16 protein-coding genes and 1 riboswitch are annotated in these 12,811 nt (G+C 44.5%); of the genes, 14 read left to right on the top strand and 2 right to left on the bottom strand.

The window, feature by feature from the left end:
* Nucleotides 1-7 precede the first annotated feature (7 nt).
* From AC4EG4_RS14500 to flgL, 6 genes are all read left to right on the top strand, one after another.
* Nucleotides 8-433, top strand: a complete 426-nt coding sequence (locus AC4EG4_RS14500; protein ID WP_490988218.1) for a flagellar basal body-associated FliL family protein — start codon at nucleotides 8-10, stop codon at nucleotides 431-433.
* 108 nt (nucleotides 434-541) lie between these two features.
* Nucleotides 542-970 (top strand): flagellar protein, encoded by a 429-nt coding sequence (locus tag AC4EG4_RS14495; protein WP_490979396.1) that lies wholly within the window; start codon nucleotides 542-544, stop codon nucleotides 968-970.
* A gap of 30 nt (nucleotides 971-1,000) precedes the next feature.
* Entirely contained in the window at nucleotides 1,001-1,270 is a 270-nt protein-coding gene (gene flgM / locus AC4EG4_RS14490) for a flagellar biosynthesis anti-sigma factor FlgM (protein WP_490979397.1), read from the top strand.
* Nucleotides 1,271-1,298: 28 nt separating this feature from the next.
* Nucleotides 1,299-1,784 carry a flagellar protein FlgN gene (locus AC4EG4_RS14485; RefSeq protein WP_490988217.1) on the top strand — a complete coding sequence of 162 codons (486 nt, stop codon included), beginning with the start codon at nucleotides 1,299-1,301 and terminating at the stop codon, nucleotides 1,782-1,784.
* Nucleotides 1,785-1,810: 26 nt separating this feature from the next.
* The gene (gene flgK, locus AC4EG4_RS14480) at nucleotides 1,811-3,079 is read left to right on the top strand and encodes a flagellar hook-associated protein FlgK (RefSeq protein WP_490988216.1); all 1,269 of its coding nucleotides are present in this window, start codon (nucleotides 1,811-1,813) and stop codon (nucleotides 3,077-3,079) included.
* 17 nt (nucleotides 3,080-3,096) lie between these two features.
* A complete protein-coding gene (gene flgL, locus AC4EG4_RS14475; protein WP_490988215.1) occupies nucleotides 3,097-3,978 on the top strand; it encodes a flagellar hook-associated protein FlgL in 882 nt (293 codons plus the stop codon).
* Nucleotides 3,979-4,251: 273 nt separating this feature from the next.
* Here flgL and AC4EG4_RS14470 read toward each other — a convergent pair whose 3' ends face one another.
* Together AC4EG4_RS14470 and AC4EG4_RS14465 are read right to left on the bottom strand one after the other, a co-directional pair.
* Nucleotides 4,252-5,094, bottom strand: coding sequence for a flagellar hook-basal body protein (locus AC4EG4_RS14470; protein ID WP_490979401.1), 843 nt, complete (start codon nucleotides 5,092-5,094; stop codon nucleotides 4,252-4,254).
* Between the two features lie 14 nt (nucleotides 5,095-5,108).
* Nucleotides 5,109-5,945, bottom strand: a complete 837-nt coding sequence (locus AC4EG4_RS14465; RefSeq protein WP_490979402.1) for a flagellar hook-basal body protein — start codon at nucleotides 5,943-5,945, stop codon at nucleotides 5,109-5,111.
* Between the two features lie 223 nt (nucleotides 5,946-6,168).
* Nucleotides 6,169-6,255: riboswitch (cyclic di-GMP riboswitch) on the top strand.
* Nucleotides 6,256-6,336: 81 nt separating this feature from the next.
* Between AC4EG4_RS14465 and flgB the strand changes: the two genes are divergently transcribed.
* From flgB to fliJ, 8 genes are all read left to right on the top strand, one after another.
* Nucleotides 6,337-6,738 carry a flagellar basal body rod protein FlgB gene (gene flgB, locus AC4EG4_RS14460; RefSeq protein WP_490988214.1) on the top strand — a complete coding sequence of 134 codons (402 nt, stop codon included), beginning with the start codon at nucleotides 6,337-6,339 and terminating at the stop codon, nucleotides 6,736-6,738.
* Nucleotides 6,739-6,743: 5 nt separating this feature from the next.
* On the top strand, nucleotides 6,744-7,199 hold the full coding sequence (gene flgC / locus AC4EG4_RS14455) for a flagellar basal body rod protein FlgC (RefSeq protein WP_490979404.1): 456 nt from the start codon (nucleotides 6,744-6,746) through the stop codon (nucleotides 7,197-7,199).
* Between the two features lie 80 nt (nucleotides 7,200-7,279).
* Nucleotides 7,280-7,576, top strand: a complete 297-nt coding sequence (gene fliE / locus AC4EG4_RS14450) for a flagellar hook-basal body complex protein FliE (RefSeq protein WP_490979405.1) — start codon at nucleotides 7,280-7,282, stop codon at nucleotides 7,574-7,576.
* 7 nt (nucleotides 7,577-7,583) lie between these two features.
* Nucleotides 7,584-9,224, top strand: coding sequence for a flagellar basal-body MS-ring/collar protein FliF (gene fliF, locus AC4EG4_RS14445; protein ID WP_490988213.1), 1,641 nt, complete (start codon nucleotides 7,584-7,586; stop codon nucleotides 9,222-9,224).
* A gap of 11 nt (nucleotides 9,225-9,235) precedes the next feature.
* Nucleotides 9,236-10,252 carry a flagellar motor switch protein FliG gene (gene fliG, locus AC4EG4_RS14440; protein ID WP_490979407.1) on the top strand — a complete coding sequence of 339 codons (1,017 nt, stop codon included), beginning with the start codon at nucleotides 9,236-9,238 and terminating at the stop codon, nucleotides 10,250-10,252.
* Nucleotides 10,245-11,042, top strand: a complete 798-nt coding sequence (locus tag AC4EG4_RS14435) for a FliH/SctL family protein (RefSeq protein ID WP_490988212.1) — start codon at nucleotides 10,245-10,247, stop codon at nucleotides 11,040-11,042. Before fliG ends, AC4EG4_RS14435 begins: the two co-directional genes overlap by 8 nt.
* A complete protein-coding gene (gene fliI, locus AC4EG4_RS14430; protein ID WP_490979409.1) occupies nucleotides 11,023-12,339 on the top strand; it encodes a flagellar protein export ATPase FliI in 1,317 nt (438 codons plus the stop codon). The genes AC4EG4_RS14435 and fliI overlap by 20 nt, the downstream gene beginning before the upstream one ends.
* Complete coding sequence (fliJ, locus tag AC4EG4_RS14425; protein ID WP_490979410.1) at nucleotides 12,326-12,811, top strand: flagellar export protein FliJ; 486 nt, start codon at nucleotides 12,326-12,328, stop codon at nucleotides 12,809-12,811. The genes fliI and fliJ overlap by 14 nt, the downstream gene beginning before the upstream one ends.

Genomic DNA, 12,811 nt, shown 5'->3' with positions numbered 1-12,811 from the left:
GTGTCCCATGGGAAAATGGAAGAAAATCATTGGTGTTGTCATTGTGGCCGCAATTATTGGCGGGGGAGCCGCATTTTACTTTGGGCAAAAAGATGCCAAAGCGGAAGAAGACCAGTCGTTAAGTGCAGAAGAACTGGCAGAAATGAGCATTGATACGGATGTGATTACGACAAATCTAGCGTCTCCTGGAAATTTTGGGATTGTGCAGTTTAACATTCTGTTAAGTGATGTTGAAACAAAAGAAGAAGCCGAAAAGCGAACGGCTGAAGTACGGGCTGCGGTGATTTCGACAGTTGCCAGTTTTACAAAAGATGAACTAGCTGGAGAAGGCGGCATTAAAATGCTCGAAGAAGAGCTAGCAGCACGCCTAGCCGAAGTTTTTGAAAAAGGAACGGTCGACCGAATACTGGTAACTGAATTTAAAATGCAATAAAAAAGATAGATAAAGTTCTTCGCCATGGAAGCGAAAAAGTTGGAATTTCGCTAAACATTTCGGTAAAATTGCCGATATAAATCTATAGAGAAGATCGGGTGAGTGACTATGGGAACCAATCAACTAGATAATTGCCGGATTTGCGGTACACTATTCCTCAAAGACTATACGGACTACTGTTTGAACTGCTACAAAAAAATCGAGCAGGAATTCAAGTTGGTGAACGATTTTTTAAGAATCGAAGCCAATCGCTTTGCAGATTTGCAAGAGATTAGCCAAGCCACAACGGTCTCCACCAAACAAATTTCCGATTTTATTCGCGACGGACGTATTTACGCGGATGACTTCCCAAATTTGGGTTACCCGTGCAAGCATTGTAGTAAATTAATCAAAAGGCAGATCCTCTGCGACGATTGTTACAAAGAGTTCTCGCATGAGATCAATGTGACACTGAAGACTGAGGAGTTTTTAGAAGCAACCGGAAGAAAACGAGAACGGCCAAAGATCAATGCGCAGTATTGGAAAGTACGGAAATAGACCACAACTAAACTAGAGGGCGGTGAAGGAATGAATATTGACAAAACAAATGGTTCTTCCTTTATTCAAGCTTATCAAAAATTGCAGGTGGCCCCGGCCGCCAAAACGAAATCGCTGCAAAAAGAAGACGAATTGCAGATTTCTAACCAAGCGAAAGCCATGTTCGAGAAAAATACCAATGTTGACATTGAAAGACAGGAAAAAATCCAGCTTCTGAAAGCCCAGGTCGAAGCGGGCGAATATGAAGTCAACAGCGACAAGGTAGCCGAACAGGTTTATCAATTCTGGTTTGATAAGTAACAGAAACATATGAGGGAGAGGGTATCGGATGCTGAATTTAGTAGTAAACACGCTGGACGAATTGATCAGCATACAAAAACAGCTTATCCGCTACGCCGAACGCAAGCAGACGGTACTAATCGAACGAAAAGTCGATGAACTGACGGAACTTGTAAAAGAGGAAGCAAAGCTGGTCAAACAGCTGAGCCAATTGGAAGAAGAGCGGCAGCTGCTGGTGGCCGACGTACTGGAAGAGCATCCCGGACTGACATTTAGCCAGTTTGCGGAACAAATTTCAGATGAACATGTAAAACAAGAGCTTCACTTACAATTGAAAACGTTACAAATGCTTTTAACTGAGCTGCAGGCGAAAAACAAAGTCAATGAAAAAATCCTGGAAGACTCGATGAGCTTTGTTCAACATATGATCACCCAAGTAACAAAAACGAAACAACAACATTTTAATTACCAATCACCAACAGTGCAGCAAAAACCACAATCAAACAATCAGGGCTTTTTCGATACAAGAGCTTAACGGTTGTCGGAAAGCAGGGAAAACTCATGGTTTCATCATTTCACGGATTAGAATTAGGAAAACGCGGATTATCCGTTGGCCAGGCAAGCATTTCAACGACGGGACAGAACATCGCCAACGTTAACACCAAAGGCTACTCACGCCAGCAAGTGAATTCCAGTGCATCGCCTTCTTTGGATATTTGGACGACCCAAGGAGCGAGTACAGGCCAGCTTGGCACGGGCGTCAACCTTGATTCCATCACTCGTGTAAGAGACCAGTTTCTTGACCGGCAATTCCGGGACCATTCAGAAACACTTGGCCAGTGGCAAGCAAAGCAGACAACATTGGACCGATTGGAAACCGTCATCAACGAGCCAAGCAGCACCGGTTTGAACAACGCAATGGACCAATTAAAGAGTGCATGGCAGGATTTATCCAATGAGCCGGACAGCTTGTCAGCACAGGCAGTTGTCAAAGAACGCGCCCAAGGCTTTATCGAAGTTGCCCAATCGATGAACAAATCAATGGATAACTTAAAAACTGAACTGACACAACAATCGGAAGCGACTATTGTTGAAGCGAATGGCTATTTAAAACAAATCGCCGAGTTGAATAAAAGTATTGTTCGCCAAGGTGATCAGTCAAACGATTTGAAAGACAAGCGCGATGTGTTGGTGGAAGAGCTTTCGACGCTGATGTCGATCAATGTCACAGAAAAAGCCAACGGCAGCTACACCATCAGCCTTGCTTCGGACGACACTTTGCCACCATTGGTTGACGGCGAAGAAGTTAATGAAGTCGAACATAGTACTGAGCTCGATGGAAATAAAATCTACGGCGGGAAACTAGCCGGCTTAAGCGAGTCGATGGACATCGCAGTAAAATATCAGGAAGATTTGAATCAAGTGGTTGAAGGTTTTGCAACAGCGAACGGCATGGCCGCAACAGGTGGAGCCGATCAACCATTATTTATTGGGGACCCAGCCAACTTCAACATTTCTGAGCTGAAAGTCAATTACGATGCGAGTCCATTAACACAGCCATCGGCAACAGGCGACACTGCACAAAGTGATTTCCGTAAACTGGTCAGCCAGCTTGGCGCACAAAGCCAAGCAGCGACCAACTCCGTTGCCAATCATGGTGCAGCTCTTCAAGCAACTGAAAATCGCAGACAGTCAGTGACCGGTGTTTCCCTAGATGAGGAAATGGCCAACTTGATCAAATACCAACATTCATATAATGCGGCAGCACGGTTAGTATCGATGACAGATCAAATGCTCGATACCATCATCAACCGCATGGCCGCCCGGTAAGTAAAGGGGGAAGCAAAATGAGAGTCACACAGCAAACGATTAATCAAAATGCCATTCACAACATGAACCAAAATTTAAGCCGCTTTGAAAAAATCAACAACCAGGTGTCGACTGGGAAATTGCTTCACCGGCCATCGGATGACCCAAACGGTGTCAGCAAAGCGATGAACTTGAAAAGTGCACTTGCCGCCAATGCCCAATTCGAGCGAAACACCAACGAAGCCAACCTGTGGATGGATGAAACTGACCAGCACATTACTTCCATGGTAGACGTTACACAACGCGTTCGCGAATTGGCGGTCCAAGCAAATAACGGCAGCTTGTCTGAACATGACCGTACGTCGATTGCGGCCGAGGTTGAAGAATTGACCGAGCAGATGCGCCAACTGGCGAATGCCAAAGTCAACGGCAAGTCCTTATTCAACGGCCAAAATACTGGTGAAACGCCTTTTCCAGTAAAAGGGAATTATGAGTTTGACAGCACCAATGTAACTGCAAGAACGTTCAACATTGGAGAAGGCATCAGCATTCAATCAAGTGTTTTGCCGGATGACTTGTTTGGTGCAGCAACAGATGAGAAAAACTTGTTTAAAACGCTGGAAACTATCTCTGTCAACTTGAACGCTGGAACTTCGATCGATTTGGAAGACATCGATGCGGGAGTGGAACGGTTGTTGACAGTCGGAGCTCAAAACGGCGCACGCCAAAATCGTGTGGAAGCAGTTGAAAATCGCTTGCTTGATACTAACCTTCAACTCAAGTCGATGTTGTCAAAAGTCGAAGACATCGATTACGCAGAAGCCATCATCAAACTGAACAGCGAAGAAAGCGTCTACCAGGCAAGCCTCGCTGCATCATCAAAAATAATCCAGCCGAGTTTGATGGACTTTTTGAGATAAGAAGCAAGTTCTAAATGTAATATTACGCAAACCAACTTGGCGAGTGTTGAACAAAAAACTCTATCTATTATTTTGACGATGCCTAGAAGAAAGAGTGAAAGGCGGCGACTCCTGCGGGAATGCATGAGCCGGAGCCACTGGACTGAGCAAAGCGAGGGAAGCGGCAGAGGCCATGCCCGCGGAAAGCGTCCGCCTGAAGCGATTTCTTCTACATAAAAAAATTACACAACAGCAAAAAAAGCAGGCGCCCAATGGGACGCCTGCTTTTTTGTATTATCCTTTAATCGTATTAACCAAGCCCATCATGTCATCTGCATAAGAAATAGCTCTTCCTTGTGATTGGAACAATCGTTGCGTCGCAATCAATTCGGTCATCTCATCTGCCAATTCAACATTGGAAGATTCAAGGGCACCTTGCTTAATAGCGATTGTTCCATCATTTTGCTGAGCCAAATTGACAAACTGCAAATTGCCGTTGGCGAGTTGTTCAGCTTCAGTGCCAGTCAGGCGGAAACGGTTGCCGCCTATTTTTTCAAGCGATTCCGGCCGATCTATTTGGGCAATGCCCATTTGGATGTCAGCCGGTTGTTTGTTGGGATCTCTAAAGGAGACTTCCAACGTGCCATTGCCATTTAGTTGAAGCGTGTCGTAATCATTGTCGAAAACAATCGGCTGATTATCGGCTCCCAAAACGGCATCTCCGCTCGCTGTAACCAAACTTACTTGATTTGAGTTCGGTACTGGCTGGACTTGGAAAGATCCATCTTTTGTATAAAATGCATTTCCTTCCGATTCAACGCGGAAGTAAGCCGATTCGCCTTGAATCATAAAATCAAGCGGACGATCTGTTTGGGTCATAGAGCCTTGTTCATTGCGGGTTGCCGTTTGGGACAAAATTGCTCCGGCACCCAGTCGCAAACCGTAAGGCGTAATTCGTCCCACTTCATTTTGCGGTCCGACTTGTTTTTCCATGGATAAGACAAGTGCATCTGAAAAACTGGCTTCTTGTCGTTTGTAGCCATTGGTGTTCACGTTGGCAATGTTATTGCCGATCAAATCGATTTTTTTTTGCAGCTCACCCATGGTGTTGCTGGCGGTGTTCATTTGAATGTTCAACGTTACAATTCCTCCTAGACGCGCCCGATTTCATTCACTGCTTTTTCCATGCTGCGATCGTAAGCTTGAATAACTTTTTGGTTTGATTCAAAGCCGCGGTAAGATGTCATCATGTCTGTCATGGTCTTCGTCAAATCCACATTCGATTGTTCGATAAACCCTTGTTTGACAAAACTTTCCGTTCCATTCAAAAGAGCAGCATTATCGATAAATTGAGGAAGGGCATCAGGTTCGCCTTCCCAGCGCAAAAGATTCTGACCTTGTTTAACAAATTGTTGTGGATTTTCCGTATAGCCGATCCACAAGCGATCTCCTTGCGTACCATCTGCTAAAGTGATTTGGCCATTGTCTGCCACGGTGAAATCAGTAGAACCTACTTGAATCGGTTGCTGGTTTTGGCCTAGGACGGGAAACCCATCGCTGGTTGTCAGTAAACCTTCAGTGTTAACAGAAAAAGTTCCGTTTTTTGTGTAGCGAACTTCATCGTTCTCTGTAGCTACTGCAAAAACCATCGAACCTTGTTGTTGGGTTTCTGGATTTGTTGGGAGTAATTCATCCATCAGCACCATATCGGTTAAATTGCCGGTTTCTTTTAACGGTCCCTGTAAAAATGAGGGAATACCCTCTTGGGCATATACACCCGTGGTTAAAGTCCCGATATTTTGTGGTACTATTGTACCTTTTTTTCCGTTCTCGATGGCTGTAATTAATTGATCTGGAAAAGCGCGCAAGACGGTTTGATCTCCTTTAAAACCTGGAGTATTGGCGTTTGATAGGTTATTTGTCAATATTTGTTGATTCCTATTGTTGGCCATCATCCCTGATGTAGCGGTATATAATCCACGAAACATGGGCTTTTTCTCCTTCTTAGTAGCTTAATGGTAGTTATCGCGTAGTATATCACTAAATATGAGAAATAAATAGAGGCGAATATATTAATATGGAAAATATATCATTTAATTTTTTACAAAAGAAAAATATACAAAAATGTAGAAACGTGATACTATCACTTTGATATTAATTTTTGAAAATAGTACGAAATAACGAGTTTAATAAAAAAATACTAGAAAATCATTATGAAAAAGGCAAATTTACTCGAAAGGTAAATACGCAAAGCCACGGGCCTAAATACACAGTGTACACGGCAGCCGGGTCACCAAAATGGTAGATTTGATTCGAATCCACCTATATTAGAGGTGGATTTTTATTACTTATCTAACTGTAAAAAAAAGGAGTTTTTTGATGAGTATATTCCCTAAATCGCTTGAGTCCATGGAACAAGCGCTCTCAGCTTCGACACTAAGACAACGCGTGCATTCAGCAAATATTGCCAATGTGGACACAGCCAACTACAAAAGCAAAAAAGTCGATTTTCAAGCGGCAATGGATACCGCAATAAATAATCAAAGCCTCTCCAGCTACAAAACCAATGATCGGCACCTCTCATTCAGCAATGAATCTTCATTAGGCAAAACTGAAGTTCTTATCAACAGCTCCACAAAATACAACAACAATGGCAACAATGTCGATATGGATGTTGAAATGGCGGAGTTGGCAAAAAATCAATTATGGTACAACGCAGTTACCGAACGGGTCAACGGCAAGCTCAACAGTCTCAGTTCAGTTATTAATGGAGGGAGATAAAAAAGATGAGTTTATTCAGTGGCTTTAATATTAGTGCTTCAGGTTTAACCGCCAACCGTATGCGGATGGACGTCGTGTCCGCCAATATTGCAAACGCCAATACAAATCGGGCAGAGCTTGTAGATGGAGAATGGCTTCCTTATCGCCGAAAAACAGTGGAATTGTCGCAAAGCGGTGGTTCGCCTTTTGCTAATCAACTGCAGTCGGTTATTAATAGAGACAACACGGCAGTATCTGGTGTTGAGGTGTCGGAAATTCGAGAAGATGATACACCGTTTAACTTGTCTTACGACCCGGAACATCCGGATGCCGGAGAAGATGGCTATGTTCGGACATCCAATGTGGATCCGCTGAAAGAAATGGTGGACCTGATGTCCGCAACCCGTTCTTATGAAGCGAATGTTACCGCATTGAATGCTTCAAAAAGCATGTATATGAAAGCTTTGGAGATCGGGAAGTAATCATTTCAGTTTTCAGTATGCCGCTTAAGCCAGAGCAGAAAAGCAAAACACAAAATATATAGTTCTATAAGGAGGTCCCCATGGAGAAAATCGGCCAGATTCAAACACCTTTTATTCAAAATCAATTGTTCGATAAAGTTCAGCCTGAAAATAAAGTTGAAGGGTTTGGACAAATATTTAAAGACGCGTTAAAAGAAGTAAGCAAAGCACAAAATGAATCAGACAAACTGACCAACCAATTGGTGACAGGAGAAGTACAGGATGTACACGAAGTCATGATTGCTTCGCAAAAGGCCAGTTTGTCGTTGCAGATGACAATGCAGGTCCGCAATAAGGTTGTTGAAGCGTATCAAGAAGTAATGAGAATGCAGGTATGATACGTAAATGAAAGAGAAGGTTTCCGTATATAAAACCAAGTTAACCGAGTCATGGACCAGTTTTTCTCCTGTCACAAAATGGGCTGTGATCGGTTCCTTTTTTCTTACCTTAATTATTTTGATTGTTTTTGTTTTTCTCAATAACCGCTCTGAGTTTTCGGTGCTGTATTCGAATTTGGAACCAGCCGAAGCAGGCGAGATTAAGACGGCGATAGAAGCACAGGCCATTCCGGTGGAAGTATCGGCCGATGGCAAAACAATCAGCGTACCTGAAGAGCAACTGGCAAACTTAAAAGTCAGCCTGGCTGCAGAAGGCATACCGGAGAACGGCAATGTCAATTACGGCATATTCAGCGAAAACATGGGTCTCGGAATGACCGATCGCCATTTTGATGTGGTCGAACGGGACGCTATGCAAAACGAATTGGCGTATTTAATAGAACAAATTGATGGTGTGACAGAAGCGAATGTCATGATTACGCTGCCGAAAGAAAACGTGTGGATTACGGACGAAGAACAGACATCTACAGCATCTATTGTGGTTCAAGGCGATCCCACATTTCAGTTGGACCAAAAGCAAGTAAATGGTTTGTATCACTTGATCAGCAAATCGGTTCCAAGTTTGCCAGCTGAACAAATTGTCATTATGGACCAGAACGGCCAAGTGTTTGAAGCGCAGGATGCTGAACAGGCCGATACCAATCTGTCGGTATACCAGCAGCATCGTGAAATTCAAAAAGGCATCGAACAAGACATTCAGCGTGAGCTACAGCAAATGCTCGGCTTATTGCTTGGACAGGACAAAGTGGTCGTTTCTGTTATGACGAATATCGATTTCACAAAAGAAAAACGGGAAGAGCAATTGGTTGAACCCGTTGATATTGAAAACAACGAAGGTTTGGATATTAGCGTGGAACGCATCGTCGAAACGTATTCAAGTGAAGGCGTGGTTGTTGAAGATGCGGCTGGCACTGGTGAAACAGAAGTTGCCAACTATCCAGGTTTGGACGGTGCTGGAAACAGCGAGTCGGAGAGAACGGAAGAACGAATCAACAGTGAAGTCAACCGGATCAACCGTCAAATTGAAATGAGCCCTTACGTGATTGACGACATTACGATCAATGTGGGAGTAGAGCCGCCAATTCCGGAAAATCCGGCCAGCTTAACACAGGAAAATGTAACGGACATCAGCAATCTCTTGAAGAATGCAGTGAGTACGTCATTAAGCATGAATGAATTTGCTGCAACTGAAGTGGAGCTGGAAGACCGGATTTCTGTATTCGCAACCGAATTCCAAGGACGTCCGGAACTTGAGGAAGAACAACAAGCAGAAACCTTCCTGGCGGGTATACCAAACAACTTGCTTCTTGTCATTGCCGCAGCAGTTGTCTTAGTGTTGATCATCGTCATTGCATTGCTATTGCTTCGCAGAAGGAAGAAAGAAGAAGTGCTCGAAGAAGAATATGACTTTGTAGCATTCGAACAGGCATTGGCCAAGTCTAATAACATCGAAATAGAAGAAGACGAATCCGATTTATCCGAGTTTAGTTCCAGAGAAAATCCTAAACGAAGAACGATTGAAAAGCTTGCCAAAGGAAGACCTGATGACTTTGCTAAATTGTTGCGGACATGGATGGCAGATGACTAGGAGAGTAGCCAATGGTTAGACATATGAACGAATTAACAGGCATTCAGAAAGTGGCCATTTTATTGGTGGGACTGGGGCCAAATATCTCTGTAGAAATTATTAAGCAGCTGACTGAGCCGGAAATCGACCAATTGACGATGGAAATTTCGAATGTCCGTCAATTAAAGAACAGCCAGACAGAAGAAGTAATCGATGAATTTTATGAAATGGTTTTGGCAAAGGATTATATGAATGAAGGCGGTTTGGGTTATGCCCGCAATATTCTTGAGCAGGCGTTGGGGAAAGACAAGGCAATGGACACCATTAATCGCCTATCCAACCGGCTTCAAGTAAAGCCGTTCAGCTTTGCGCGAAAAGCAGATCCCATTCAAATTTTAAATATTTTGCAGCATGAACAGGCGCAAACCATTGCGTTGGTGTTGTCCTACTTGGACGCCAAGCAATCATCGCAGATTCTGTCGCAGCTGCCGAACGAGAAACAGGCAGAAGTGGCCAGACGAATTGCCTTGATGGAAAGCACATCACCGGATGTCATTCATCAAGTAGAACAGATTTTGGAACGGAAATTGACCGCTACAGGAACACAGGACTACACAGCTACCGGTGGAGTCGAAGCGATTGTCCGTGTCTTGAGCAACGTCGATCGGGGTACAGAAAAATCAATTTTGTCTGAACTTGAAGGTGACAGCCCGGATTTGGTTGCGGAAATCAAGAAGCGCATGTTCGTTTTCGAAGATATCGTCAATCTGGACACCCGTTCAATTCAGCGCATTGTGCGTGAAGTAAGCGATGCTGATTTAACCTTTGCCTTGAAAGTAGCAAGTGACGAAGTGAAAGACAGCATCTACCGCAATATGTCGTCGCGTAGAGCAGATGTAATCCGTGAAGAAATTGAAGTCATGGGGCCAGTGAAGCTGAAAGATGTCGAAAATGCACAAACCAACATTGTCGGATTGATCCGCAGCCTGGAAGAAAAAGGGGAGATCGCCGTATCCCGCGGCGGTGAAGGGGATGAAGTGATTGTCTAACATCATTCGTCTTTCACAAACGCCATCCAGCGAGACAAAAATTATCCAAACCCGAAAGATTGAAATGAAACGAACCATTTTCAGTGAACAGGAATTGGATCCAAGGCAGCAGCGCCAGCAATTGCTGCAGGAAATCGCTGAATTGGAAACTCGTCAGGAGCAATTGCAAAATCAGATAGTGACCGATCAGCAAACTGCGCAGCAGGAAATCAGCGAATGGTGGCATGAAAAGCAGCGTGAAGCGCTTGAACATGCTGAAGCATTGGCGCAAGAAGCACAGCAGCAAGGATTTCAAGCCGGATTTTTGGAAGGCCTTCAACAAGCGGAACAGAACAGCGTTGAAAAACGGATGGAAATGACCCGCTTGCTGGAAACGGCTTATGAAGAAAAAACGAACATTATCCAGCAGGCCGAACCTTTCTTGTTGTCCTTAAGTGTCAAAGTTGCTGAAAAAATTATTCATAATGAACTTAGCCAAGACACGAAGCAGCTGCTGCACATCATCCAGCATGCATTAAAGCAGGTAGAGGAATCGGAAGATGTGACGATGCAAGTTTCCGCTGAAGACTACCCGATGATTATTCCATTTTTAGAAGAGCTAAAGACCTATATTAAAGCCGATTCCGAACTGAAACTGGTTCCAGTGGCAAATCTGTCGCCTGGCGGTTGCCGGATTCACACGGTGAGCGGATCTTACGACGCCACAGTCGACAATCAACTGGATGAAATCAAAAGCCAATTGCTCGCTTATTGTGAGGAGAAAACCAACGATGAACTTGTGGGAAGATGAATATTTGGAGTTGCTGAATGACATTGAACCCATCCAAAAGCATGGGAAAGTGATCCAGGTTATTGGATTGACGATCGAATCACGTGGGCCAAACGCAAAAATCGGCGAACTTTGCCTCTTGTATCCGAACCGCAATGAACCGCCGATTGAAGCAGAAGTAGTCGGCTTTAGAGAAAATCGAATCATGTTGATGCCGCTGCAGGATTTGTCGCAAGTTGGTCCAGGATGCTTGGTAGTCGCCACAGGAGGCCCGCTTCAAATCAAAGTTGGTCCCTCCATTTTGGGGAAAATCCTGGATGGAACGGGAATGCCGCTGGATGAAAGTTTATTGCCGCGTGGATTGAAAAAGTATTCCACGAACAATGCACCACCCAATCCGCTAAAGCGTCCACGCATTGATAAACCGCTCGAAGTCGGTGTCCGTGCGATTGATGGGTTGCTGACCGTTGGGCAAGGCCAGCGTGTTGGGGTATTTGCCGGAAGCGGCGTCGGAAAAAGTACATTGATGGGCATGATTGCCCGCAATACCGAAGCCGATATCAACGTCATCGCCTTAGTTGGCGAACGAGGGCGCGAGGTGCGTGATTTTATTGAGCGTGACCTCGGTCCTGAAGGATTGAAAAAATCTGTGGTAGTGGCAGCAACTTCGGACCAGACACCGATGCAGCGCATTAAAGCAGCACTGACAGCGACCGCAATTGCCGAATATTTTCGAGATCAAGGAAAAAATGTCATGTTGATGATGGACTCGGTTACCCGTTTTGCCATGGCACAGCGGGAAGTCGGACTGGCGGTAGGTGAACCGCCGACCAGTAAAGGCTACACACCAAGCGTCTTTGCCTTGTTGCCAAAGTTGCTGGAGCGCTCCGGTACTTCAAGCAAAGGTTCCATTACGGCTTTCTACACCGTTTTGGTGGATGGCGACGACATGAATGAACCAATTGCTGATGCAGTGCGTGGGATTTTGGATGGCCACATCGTGCTGGATCGAAAAATTGCCCAAAAAGGCCAGTTTCCAGCGATCAACGTCATGGCCAGCGTCAGCCGGGTCATGCATGAAGTCGTGTCGGAAGAACATCAGTTGGCAGCACGGGAATTCAAACGCTTGTTGGCAGCTTATGAAACTTCAGAAGACCTGATTAACATCGGTGCTTACAAGAGCGGCGCCAATAAAGAGATTGATGATGCGATTCGATCGCATCCACTGATCAAAGAGTACTTGCAGCAAGATATCTACGAAAAAGCCAAGCTAGAAGAAAGCATAGAGCGGCTATCAGCACAATTTGGGGGCGATTAAACTGACACAATTCAACTTTCGGTTTCAAAAAATATTGGATTTAAAAGAAAATGAAAAGGGCTTTGCGCAGATCCAAATGGCTGAAGCCATTAAACAGCACGAAGTGGGACACCGGCGCAACAAAGCCATTCAAAGCCAAATCAGCGATATCGAACAATTGAAAAACACCAAGCAGCAAAGCGGCGTTAATATTTCAGAATTGAGAATGCTGGAGGGATATATCCATCAGCTCCAGGATCAATCGCTGTCTTCTAAGAGAGAGTTGGAGTATTTGCAGAAAAATGTTTCAACGTCTCAAGGCTTGCTGCAGAAAAAAGCGCAGGAAGAAAAAACTTGGGAAAACTTAAAACAGCAGAAGTTAAATCATTTCAAAGAAGAAAGCAAAGCAGCGGAGCAGAGCTTTTTTGACGAAATGGCAAGTACCCGATTTTATCGCATGGCTAAAGCGAACAGCTTAGCGGAAGGAAGTTAA

Source organism: Planococcus sp. TJ-201, from assembly GCF_058268495.1.
This window is presented reverse-complemented; position numbering and strand designations above follow the sequence as displayed.

What these genes read in the sequence shown, in the direction of transcription:
- fliE (WP_490979405.1), top strand. Translation starts at nt 7,280, where the DNA reads ATGGAGAAAATCGGCCAGATTCAAACACCTTTTATTCAAAATCAATTG.
- fliI (WP_490979409.1), top strand. Translation starts at nt 11,023, where the DNA reads ATGAACTTGTGGGAAGATGAATATTTGGAGTTGCTGAATGACATTGAA.
- fliF (WP_490988213.1), top strand. Translation starts at nt 7,584, where the DNA reads ATGAAAGAGAAGGTTTCCGTATATAAAACCAAGTTAACCGAGTCATGG.
- fliG (WP_490979407.1), top strand. Translation starts at nt 9,236, where the DNA reads ATGGTTAGACATATGAACGAATTAACAGGCATTCAGAAAGTGGCCATT.
- flgM (WP_490979397.1), top strand. Translation starts at nt 1,001, where the DNA reads ATGAATATTGACAAAACAAATGGTTCTTCCTTTATTCAAGCTTATCAA.
- AC4EG4_RS14495 (WP_490979396.1), top strand. Translation starts at nt 542, where the DNA reads ATGGGAACCAATCAACTAGATAATTGCCGGATTTGCGGTACACTATTC.
- AC4EG4_RS14485 (WP_490988217.1), top strand. Translation starts at nt 1,299, where the DNA reads ATGCTGAATTTAGTAGTAAACACGCTGGACGAATTGATCAGCATACAA.
- AC4EG4_RS14500 (WP_490988218.1), top strand. Translation starts at nt 8, where the DNA reads ATGGGAAAATGGAAGAAAATCATTGGTGTTGTCATTGTGGCCGCAATT.
- AC4EG4_RS14465 (WP_490979402.1), bottom strand. Translation starts at nt 5,945, where the DNA reads ATGTTTCGTGGATTATATACCGCTACATCAGGGATGATGGCCAACAAT.
- flgC (WP_490979404.1), top strand. Translation starts at nt 6,744, where the DNA reads ATGAGTTTATTCAGTGGCTTTAATATTAGTGCTTCAGGTTTAACCGCC.
- flgB (WP_490988214.1), top strand. Translation starts at nt 6,337, where the DNA reads ATGAGTATATTCCCTAAATCGCTTGAGTCCATGGAACAAGCGCTCTCA.
- flgK (WP_490988216.1), top strand. Translation starts at nt 1,811, where the DNA reads ATGGTTTCATCATTTCACGGATTAGAATTAGGAAAACGCGGATTATCC.
- flgL (WP_490988215.1), top strand. Translation starts at nt 3,097, where the DNA reads ATGAGAGTCACACAGCAAACGATTAATCAAAATGCCATTCACAACATG.